General features: G+C 69.9%; 10 protein-coding genes. 3 read left to right on the plus strand and 7 right to left on the minus strand.

Features of this window, described 5'->3' with window-relative positions; all coding sequences use genetic code 11:
• Positions 1–845: 845 nt before the first annotated feature.
• Complete coding sequence (locus tag ABZZ74_RS50910; protein WP_356950945.1) at positions 846–1,067, plus strand: hypothetical protein; 222 nt, start codon at positions 846–848, stop codon at positions 1,065–1,067.
• 63 nt (positions 1,068–1,130) lie between these two features.
• Here ABZZ74_RS50910 and ABZZ74_RS50915 read toward each other — a convergent pair whose 3' ends face one another.
• From ABZZ74_RS50915 to ABZZ74_RS50935, 5 genes are all read right to left on the minus strand, one after another.
• Complete coding sequence (locus ABZZ74_RS50915; protein ID WP_356950946.1) at positions 1,131–1,427, minus strand: hypothetical protein; 297 nt, start codon at positions 1,425–1,427, stop codon at positions 1,131–1,133.
• 148 nt (positions 1,428–1,575) lie between these two features.
• A complete protein-coding gene (locus tag ABZZ74_RS50920; protein WP_356950947.1) occupies positions 1,576–2,292 on the minus strand; it encodes a hypothetical protein in 717 nt (238 codons plus the stop codon).
• A 129-nt stretch (positions 2,293–2,421) separates the two neighbouring features.
• Positions 2,422–2,751 carry a hypothetical protein gene (locus ABZZ74_RS50925; RefSeq protein WP_356950948.1) on the minus strand — a complete coding sequence of 110 codons (330 nt, stop codon included), beginning with the start codon at positions 2,749–2,751 and terminating at the stop codon, positions 2,422–2,424.
• 179 nt (positions 2,752–2,930) lie between these two features.
• Positions 2,931–3,440: a hypothetical protein gene (locus ABZZ74_RS50930; protein ID WP_356950949.1), complete on the minus strand. Its 510-nt coding sequence runs from the start codon at positions 3,438–3,440 to the stop codon at positions 2,931–2,933.
• A gap of 86 nt (positions 3,441–3,526) precedes the next feature.
• A complete protein-coding gene (locus ABZZ74_RS50935; protein WP_356950950.1) occupies positions 3,527–5,233 on the minus strand; it encodes an AAA domain-containing protein in 1,707 nt (568 codons plus the stop codon).
• Between the two features lie 529 nt (positions 5,234–5,762).
• Here ABZZ74_RS50935 and ABZZ74_RS50940 point away from each other — a divergent pair.
• A complete protein-coding gene (locus ABZZ74_RS50940) occupies positions 5,763–6,527 on the plus strand; it encodes a hypothetical protein (RefSeq protein ID WP_356950951.1) in 765 nt (254 codons plus the stop codon).
• A 44-nt stretch (positions 6,528–6,571) separates the two neighbouring features.
• On the opposite strand, the gene ABZZ74_RS50945 is transcribed toward ABZZ74_RS50940, so the two are convergent.
• Together ABZZ74_RS50945 and ABZZ74_RS50950 are read right to left on the minus strand one after the other, a co-directional pair.
• Positions 6,572–7,315 carry a ComF family protein gene (locus ABZZ74_RS50945; protein ID WP_356950952.1) on the minus strand — a complete coding sequence of 248 codons (744 nt, stop codon included), beginning with the start codon at positions 7,313–7,315 and terminating at the stop codon, positions 6,572–6,574.
• Positions 7,312–8,277: a DNA-processing protein DprA gene (locus ABZZ74_RS50950; RefSeq protein ID WP_356950953.1), complete on the minus strand. Its 966-nt coding sequence runs from the start codon at positions 8,275–8,277 to the stop codon at positions 7,312–7,314. The genes ABZZ74_RS50945 and ABZZ74_RS50950 overlap by 4 nt, the downstream gene beginning before the upstream one ends.
• 822 nt (positions 8,278–9,099) lie before the next feature.
• Between ABZZ74_RS50950 and ABZZ74_RS50955 the strand changes: the two genes are divergently transcribed.
• Complete coding sequence (locus ABZZ74_RS50955) at positions 9,100–9,315, plus strand: hypothetical protein (RefSeq protein WP_356950954.1); 216 nt, start codon at positions 9,100–9,102, stop codon at positions 9,313–9,315.
• The last annotated feature ends 221 nt before the right edge of the window (positions 9,316–9,536 follow it).

The raw sequence follows: 9,536 nt of genomic DNA on the forward strand, positions 1-9,536 counted from the left end.
GCCGACGGGGACCAGCAGGAGGGCTCGTTCGGCGGAGTGGCCCCGCTGCAGGGCCGCAGGGCCGCGAGTGCCTCCACCCACTCCACCGCGTCCTCGGGCAGGGTGTAGGGCTCTCCACTCAGCCGCTGCGCCGGGCGCGGCGCCGACCGGACCGGGGCAGGCTCTTCACGCACCGTGCGCACCACGGTGCGCTGAACGACTTCCCGCACCGGTTCCTGGTCCCTGCCGCCCTCGCTCACCGGACGATCTGCACGGTCCTGCGCCGTACGCAGTTCCCAGGCGCGTCGACGGTGCACAGCATTGCAGTAGCGCGGGGGCCGACCCCGGCCGCTGTACGCGACAGGCTTGCCGCACCACGCGCAGGTGCGTTCCACGAGCCGCTCACGCGTGGTCGGCGCCTCGCGGTCCGCGCTCCGGCCGGTATCGCTCTGCCCACCCTCGGGGCCCATTTTCGTCACAAACGAAACTCTAGAACCACGATCTTTCAGGCCTCGTGCGGCCCCGGTCCTCAGCGGGCATGCACCGTCGGCGACGTCACCCGGCCGGGGCGGCCTCTCGCTCAGGAAAGCCACGATCAGGCGCCCCTGATCGTCCACCAGCGGATCTCCGCCCAGCCGCTGTCAGCAAGGCCCGGGCGGCACGCGGCGAGAGGGACGTGTCCGAGGCGCGGGCGAAGTCCGTGAAGAAGGCGCCTTCCCCGAGGGCTTCCTCGAGGACCGCCGGGCGCGCAGGCGGTCGGCGTGGTACGCCGACACGCTGACCTGCCGTGGCCGGGGTTGGCGGCAGCGTGGTCGGTGCCGTGGTCGGTCTGGCCATCGGTGGGGACAGTCATCCAAGGTGGGGCGATGAGCGAACTCCGACCCGGTGACATTACTGAGATGTGGCAGGCCATGGACGCGGCCCTGCGGCAGAGAATCCAGAGCGAACTGCGTGCCCTCGCGGCCAACATCCGCACCGACGCCGAAGGCCGGTACGTCGGTGCGGAGCCCGGATGGCAGGCCGGAGTCGAGTGGACGCTGCTGTGGATCGAGAACACCGCCAGCCAGCTGACCGAGGGCAGGTCGTAGGTGCACCGGTGGGGCGAGCAGTGCTCTGGCCTGCCGTGGTCGGGCTCGTGGTCGGGGCGAGGCTCAGGGCTTGTCGCCGGAGTAGTAGAAGCGGCAGCTCACACCGGGGCCGGGTGTGCGGGGTTCACCGGGGCGCGGGTCATACAGGGCGCGGCCCCCGGGGAACTGCCCGAGCTCGGTGGCCAGGGCAACCCCGTCGTCAACTTCCACGGTTCGCCAGCCGTGGATGTCCAGCAGCAGGCCGTCCAGCGGTCCGCCGACCAGTTCGGCGTAGGTCCGGTGCGGGAGCGGGCCAGGGTTGGGGGCGTCGTGGTCCGCGCCGTAGATGCGGCCGTTCAGCAACTGCTCGTCTCCGTTCATCCGTCCAGCCTCGCAGCCGCCACCGACAACGCGGCCCTGCCCAAGCCGCCTTGGACTTGCCGGGTGGCGCCGGGGCCGGGCGGCCGGTCGTCTCCCAGCGCCTGGCACGGCGACTTGGTCGTCCATCCCGCCGGACGGTCCCCGGCCATCACGGCTGGAAGCCCTGGCCGGGACCAGGCTGCGGGTGATGCTGCTCGTGGCGGCGCGGGTCGACCGGGTCAGCGGCCGGGGCCGGGAACTCCCTGTCCTCGAGGGCGCGGCGGCGGGCGTCGGCGGCGCGGGTGATGGCGGCGAGCCGCTCCAGGTTGGCCGGTGTGCGCATCCACGTCTCCGGGTCGGTCGTGCGTCCCTCCAACTGCTCCAGCATCGCGGCCTGTTGGTGGGCCTGGACGGCGGCGCCCCGCTGCGCCGGGGTGAGCGCGGCGTCCCGCCCGGGATGGTCGACACCGTGCGGCGCCTCGGTGTGGTGGTCGGTGGGTGTGGCCGGCGCGGTGCGGGTGACGCGGATCGCGTTCCGCACGGCGAGGCTGGCGACCCTGGCCCGCTCGTAGCGGGTGGCGGCCCGCGGCGGCTTGCCGTCGGCACCGGCGATCCACCAGCGGCCGGGCCAGGCGAAGTCGGCGGTGTAGGTCATCTGGTCGGCGGCCGGGGTCCAGCGGCCGGGCTGGGGAACGGTGAGCTGACGGGAGTGGTGGGACAGTGCGCGGTTGGCGATGTAGCCGTCCAGGCCGCGCGTGAACTCCTGGCCGCGCAGGGTCTCCAGCAAGTGACGGCGGGCTTCGGCCAGGACGTGACGGCGGGCGAAGGTGCCGCGCACGGTGAAGACGACGGCGGCGACGTTGACGGAGGCGAGCGCGGTGTCCACCGGCGGGACAGGTCACCGGAACTTCACTGCCGATCCCGTACGGCGGGCGCCGGCGGCGGCACCGGGCCCGTCAGGCGGGCACCGTCGCCGCCTGATCGAGGCCATGTAAATGCTGCGCAACGGCCGAGCTCATTCGATGACCGGGCGTCTGTGGCGGGGGCAAACCCGGGTTGGTGGCGGAACGCGACCGCCAGGGGGCGGTCCGAGGGGTAGCGACCATGCCTTGCGGACGGTGTCGATCAGGGGTCGGGCGCTGTAGGGCGATATGCCGAGTTCCTGACGTGCGTCGGCCAGTCGTTCAGGGTCGCCGTCCGGGCCGTGCTCAGCTGCCAGTTGCGTGCGGCGCTCAAGTCCTTCGGTGCTGAAGATGTCGAGCAGGGTGAGCGAGAAGTAGGCGTACGTGGAGGCCTCGTCGATGAGCTGGCGTGCATCGCTGCTGAGGTCCGGATCGGCTGGCATATGCGGTGGGTCGCCGGCGTCCGCGGGGCGTGGTCGGGGGCCCTCGGTGTAGAAAGCGAACTGATCCAGAGTTCGCAGCATGTCGGCTTCTACGCACGGGCAGGGGTCGCGCAGATAGCCGCAGAGGGTGCGGAAGGAAGCGAGGACGCTGCTGGTGTCGTGGGTCCACTGCTGTTTGCTCAGCAGGGTCCTGAAGCCAGCGAATGTTTCCGCGAGTTCTTCCAGGATGAGGTGGCGGGAGATGTGAGTGAGCTCGTACGACTGTGTCTTGTCCTGTATCTCGCGGAGCTGCAGCCCGTAGAGCGGAGCAGGTCGCGCAGGATGCCGCCCGAGAGGGCATGGGCGAGCATGACGTGCGGGTCTTTCAGCCTCTGGGAGCGCTTGGCGAGGATGGCGCGTGACTCTTTGAGGGTGCTGGGCTGGACGTGGATGATGTCGTCCAGGGAGCTGTCGGTCACGTCCCGGTGCGGCAGGCCCCGGCGGACAAAGGCGGCCCCGACGTCTTCGGCTACCGAGATCAGGTAGTGGACCAAGGGAACGCCAAGGATCGCCTTGATCTCTCGGAGGAACGCTAGGGCTTCGGTGTCCGCACCGAGGCGGTCCACTTCGTCGATGGCGATCACGACGGTCTTGCCCTCTCCGACCTTCTCAGTGGCGATGCACTTGAGCAGTTGGTGGAACTCTTCCACCAGTTCCGGGTAGTTCGGGGGGACTGGAGAGACGGACGTGGTGTGGTTGGTGCCCAGGCTCAGGATCTGGGCAGCGCCGCCGGTGGTCAGGCCGTGGGTGGCCTGCTGGGTCGTCTGGAGGCGGAAGAGGTGGTTGCGGCACTGGGTGACCAGTTCGGTTTCTTCCGGCTGCGGGTGCCAGTCTCCTGCCGGGGTTGGGGAGGCCGGTGGCGCTCACCTCCGCGAGGGCGTCGGCCAGGAGTGCGGCGATGTCGGCGCCGTGCGGGTCGGCGTAGCTCTCGTGGTCGCTGACGTGGAAGGGCGCGGCCTTCGCGGTCACGGTGAAGCCGGGAATGACGTTGGCCGAACGGCCCTTCAGTGTGTTGAGACGGTCGGCGTCGCGGGAGGCGAGCCAGGTCTGGAAATAGGGGCCGCGGCGGAGCAGCGTGTAGCCGGTGTTGTCGCTGCGGCGGGCTTCGACGTGGACGCCGTAGTGGGCGGGGGCCATACCGACGTCGTCGGGAAGGGGCAAGTCCGCCGCGGCGTGGGTGAGCATCGCGTAGGCCGGCTGCCAGATGCCGAGGATCGCGGCCGTCTCGCAGCGCAGCCAGCCTGCGGTAGTGGGCCAGGCCGGTGTGCAGGTCGGCCGGGCGGGGCGGAGCCTGCTGGCCTGCGCGCTCCAGGGCGTCGTGGAGTTGCTGGGCGATCTGGCGGCGGCTGAGTTTGTTGCCGTGGAGGTCGAAGACCAGTCCGTCCAGGTCCACGGTGGCGAGGCTGTCGGTGACGGCTTCGATCGCGGCGCGTTTCTCGGCGACGAACAGGACGCGTTTGCCCTGGGCTGCGAAGGTGGCGATCAGGTTGGCGATGGTCTGGCTCTTGCCCGTGCCCGGCGGTCCTTCGATCACCAGGTGGGAGCCGGCCAGAGCTGTGCTGATGGCTTTTTGCTGGGAGGCGTCCGCGTCGAGAACGAGGTACTCCGAGCGGGGCGGGATGTCGTCGGCGCCGGCTGGAGCGCGGGTGACGGTGTCCTCGGCCAGGGCACGGTTTGCTTCCCGGTCGCCGGCCAGGGCGGCGATGACCGGGTGGTCGGCCAGCAGGTCAGTGGCGCCACGCAGGTCCTGGACCATGGGCAGCCGGTCGAAGCTGAAGACGCCTGCCACGATGCGTTCTTCCAGTTCGGCCGTCAGGTTGCTGCGGACGAGAACGGCCTCGAGGATCTCGTAGGCGAGGGGGATGCGGTCGGCCGGGTCCGCGCATTCCTCCAGTGCGGTGGAGACCTTGTCGGCGAGGGCTTCCGTGTCGCCGTCCATGCCGTACTGGCGGCTGAGCGCGTACAGCAGCACCGGATTGATCTCAGCCTCGCCGGCCGTCTCGAGGACGAAGTCGTTCTCGGACGCGGTACGCGGCTGGATGGTCAGAGGCTGAAGCAGCAGCGGGGCGCGCAGTGCCGACACAGGGGTGCTGCCGCGTGTCGGCGGCGGGTCGACGCGCATCACGCCAAGAGCCAGGCGCCCGGCCTCGATGCCCTGCTCCTCGTCCAGTTCCACCATCCTGCGGCGCAGGCTCCGTGCCCGGGTGCAGGCAGGACCGTGGTCGGCGGCAGCGGGGAACAAGGCGGCCAGGCGGGTTTTGCGTCCGGCCAGGAGCGAGGTCAGGGCCTGCCCGTTCGCGTCGGTCACATCCAGCGACGCGGTTTTGGTGTCCTTGAAGTGCAACAACGTGTTGTAGGGGCCGAAGTCGACCAGAGCATCGGCCCACTGCTGTGCTTCAGCGGCCACTTTCTCCCGACGGGCCTGCCGCGCGATGGCTTCCACGTGTCACCCCTTACCAACCGGCTGCCGAACCCGGCCCGTCTCGCGCCGGAGCCGCCTCGCGTGAGGCGAACAGGTCAACGTACGAAGCGCAAGGCACCTTCAGGCAGGGTGAGTTGGAGCGCACGAAGGGCCTGAAAGAAGCACACACGGCGCGCTGGGAGCGCCCGGAAGAAGAGGCTCCGCGTCTCTGCCTCCCGTCACCGATCAGTCAGGGGCAGGCAAGTGGCCAGGAGCCGCGGATCCAGGAGCGGGCACTTCCATCCACACGCCGGCGTGGTACGCGGCGCAGTCGCGCTTCAAAGGGCCTGGCCCGCCGCGCCGGCGGTGGCACATTCACAGCCACCCGGCCCACGGGCGCTTCCAGATGTAGCGCCAGCCTGGTGGCGGAAAACCACGCTGTGGCCGCACGTCCCTGGGAGTGCCCCACGTGGTGCCCTCGTACGCTCCAGTGAGCGCAGGGGTTAGGACGGGGCAGGACAGGGGGCAAGCTGTGAGCAGGCAAGACCGGGCGAATGCGGTGGACCTGGAGATGGCCGCGCGTCTGCTGCCCGATGTCGCTTTGGAGGCGCTGGGGCGCTGGTGGAGCGGGAATGCAGTACGGCTGGCGGACGGGACGCCGGGTGCGCACACGGTTCGCTACAGCCCCAGCCGGTGGGCGCAGATCACCCCCTGGCCCTCGACGCTGATGCCAGTAACCCACGTCGGTGATGCGGACATCAGCCGGGCGCAGGTGGCGTCGATCGTCGCGGACGCGCTGCAGCGCGAGGCCTACCGGGAGGCGCTGGTCGCCACCTACGTGTGGGGAAAGGGGAAGAGCGGCTCTCCCGGCGGCAGCGGACCCGCCACCCTGCACAAGATCCTGACCGCCGAAAACCTGGAGGCGGTGCTGGCCCGTGCGGTCACCGCGTTGAATGAGCAGGGCGCCGAAGCGGCCTACGCGACACTTCGGGACCGCGTTGCCTGGTTCGGCCCGTCGTTCTACACCAAATTTCTGTACTTCGCCGGCAAGGCGGTGCCGCCGGCGACCGGCCCCGGGCCGCTCGTCCTCGACCGTGTTCTGGCCCGGCGTCTGCGGTTTCTGGCCCAGGCAGTGGGCCGGGAGACGGGTCACGATCCCGACGGGTCGGTCGCCCGCTGGGTCTGGCGGGACAGGAACTGGTCGCCTCACCACTACGCGGTCTACCTCTCCTTCATGCACGCCGCTGCCCGCCATGCGGCGACCGCGGGCGCTTGGCCGTCCGACGCCTCGCCCGACCTGCTCGAATACGCACTGTTCAGCGCCGGATGGAAGTGATCCCCCTGCTGCCCTGCCGGCCAGGGTGTTGCAGAGCCGCCGGATCAGCCGCTCCAGGGGACGCGCGCAAGGACGAGTCCGCGGACGTCGGCGGCGCCGGATGCCCGGAGCCGGAGGGCGACCTGTCGGAGCTGCGAGCCGCTGGTGAAGACGTCGTCGACGAGCAGGATCGTGGCTCCCCTGAGGTCGCCCGTGTCGCCGGTCCAGGTGAGGGCAGCGGCGTGTGCGGCCGCGGCCGCGCGTTTGTCGTCCAGGCTCCGGTTCGCGGATCGGGGCGTCTCGCTCCCTTTGATCAGGCGGTGCGCGCCCGGAGGGTAGAGCGGGAAGGAGCGGGTGACGTCCTCGGTGTAGGCGGCGTCCATGATCGCCTCGATGTGCTGGAGGGGCTGGCGCCCGGCGTGGGTGGGGTTGCCGACGACGTGGTCGACATCCTGCATCTGCTCGGGGTGGCTTGCCATCCAGCCGACGAGGAGCCGTCCGAAGATCATCGCCCAGCCGTGTTTCCCGCCGTACTTCAGCTTGTGGATCTTGTCCTTGAGAGCTCCGGAGTACACAGCCACCGCATCGACGCGCGAGAACCCCCGCTGCGCCACCGGCAGCGCACACAGCCGGTTGCCGCACTGTCCGCCGGGTGCGACGGCCTGGGAGCAGACCGGGCAGCGAGGGTCGGCGACGGGCTGGAGGGTGCGTCCGGCGCAGTCGGAGCACAGGCGGGCGGTGCCGGTCAGGACATAGGCGCACACCGGGCATTCGGGGAAACCGGCCGGGTCGGGGAGATGTGCGGTCACAGGCCGGCCAAGGCCAGCTGCTGGCGCTGCCGGCCGGCACGCTGCATGTCCGCGGCCTGGCAGAGGCGGTCGGTGATGTCGCTGGAGGCGGTGACCAGGATCGCCCGGCCGTCGTCCAGCATCTTCTTGGCCCAGGGCTGGGTGTCGGCGAGGGAGCGGATCAGGAAGACGAGCTTGCCGTGCTCGGCGGCAAGGCGGGCCTGCATCTTGGCGCCGGAGGTGCTCGAGGCCTCGATGACGACGCTGCCCAGGGTGGTTCCGGAGGTGACGACGTTGCGGCGGGGGAAGGTGTACTTCGCTGGCGGGCTGGTGGGCCAGAACTGGCTCAGCAAAGCCCCGCCGGCGGTCAGGATCGCGCCTGCGAGCGGCCGGTTCTCCGCCGGGTAGACGGCGGCGGCGATGCCGGTGCCCATGACGGCGAAGGTCCGGCCGCCTGCCGTGAGGGTGGCCTGGTGAGCGGCGGCGTCGATCCCTTTCGCGAGACCGCTGGCGATGACGACGTCGTGCTCGACGAGTTCCCGGGCCATCCGGGCGGCCCGGCGCAGTCCGTCCTCGGAAGCCTGGCGGGTGCCGACGACGGCGACGGAGCGGGCATCGCGTTCGTCGAGTTCGCCGCGGTAGAAGAGGAACGGCGGCAGGTTTCCGATCAGGCGCAGGTTCGCCGGGTAGTCCTTGTCGAGGACCGTGACCAGACGGGCGCCGGCCTTGCCGGCCGCGGCCAGCTCCTCGTCAACGCGGGCGCGGGCGTCATCGAGGCCATCGGCCAGGGCCTGCTGCAGCAGGGGGCGGTTCTTCGTCGCGGCGCGCGAATCCTCGCGCAGCTGTCCCTCCATGAGCGCGGCCAGGCCCTCCGGGCTCTGGGCGCTGCGGGCCAGCAGGCTCCAGTCGAGGGTGGCATCGCCGGCGCGCAGCGCGCACAGGGTCAGCAGGTCGTGCTGGTCAGCGGTGATGTCGAGGTCCATTGGGGTGTCCTTCTACTCGCGGCCCCGGGATGTTCGAAGGATGAAGCGAGGTACTCGGGCCACCTCCATCATGGCGTACGCGGCCCGCGTACGAACAGGAAGGTGGCACGGCCCGCGCCGGGTTCTCAATCGCGCCAGCGCCAGTCCATGCGTGGAACACCCCCACGTCGGCGGGAAAAACGCACTCCAGGAGGCTGAGGGCCTCGCGGTGCGGAACACCCCCGTGTCGGCGGGGAGGGCGGGCGGCTGTCGGGCGCCCTCGTCGGGGTCCTCCCGTACACCACTTCCCTGGACGCAACCACGGCCGCAGGCCGATGAGGGTGCCTGCCTGGTTCGGGGACGCGCGGGTCGCCCGCAGCGACTTGAGCGCTCGTTGCCGGGGCGGATGGAGGCTTCAGAGCGTGTCTGTGCGCTGTGACAGAGCCAGGGTGGCGTGCAATTTCAAATGATCTCGCAATTGCACGCCACGGGTTGTGTTACCCCGGCAAGCCGACCGGATCGGCGCTGTTTGCGATCGTCTTGTTTCGCATGGGTCGCGCTCGGACGGTACGCTCGATCGATTCATATCGCCTTGTGATCGAGTGTGACGGGAAATTCTCTGTGATGGAAACAAGCCGTGGCTGACACGCGACGCTACGGAAGCTGGGGAGATTTCTGATGTGACCGAAACGAAAGTCGGTCATCCTGGCGAGACCGCAGATATAGCCGCCTGTGGGGGTTTTGGGTGATTAGCCTATCGCACTCCGAAGACCCCGTGAGCGGGCTGAGGGCAGACAACCTCCGAACCGGTTTTGAAGCGGCCGCAGCACTCCAATAGACCGGATGATTCCGCGCGAGCTCCTGAAGGAAGCCGTCAACAAGCTTGGTACCGCCGGCCGGTCCATCGGCGTACGAGACATGGCCAAGCACATCGATCGAAAACTTGGAGAAGACGGGGCTTCCAAGCTGTACGACCTGGTCTACGCCCCGACGTCAAACCACTTCACCACGCTAACGCCGGATCGCTCATCCGACACGTGCGGCCGGACAACAAGCTGAGCAGCAAGCCCAGCGCCCCCTGGGTGCGCCGATCTCCGGTTCGCCTAGCGGATGCGAGCGTGGGCATCCTGGCGGTACACCTCGCCCGCTACGAATCGGTCTCCGCCGATCTCTTCGCTCGTCGGGTGTCCCAGGCGCATCTGACGGAGGCCACCGTCGGCGCGGTCTTCGCGGTGGCGCTCGGCGCGGGACTGCTGGGTGTGACGGTCGCGGGCGCGGTG

Source organism: Streptomyces sp. NPDC006476 (genome assembly GCF_040612015.1).
GTDB classification, from domain to species: Bacteria; Actinomycetota; Actinomycetes; order Streptomycetales; family Streptomycetaceae; genus Streptomyces; species Streptomyces griseorubiginosus_B.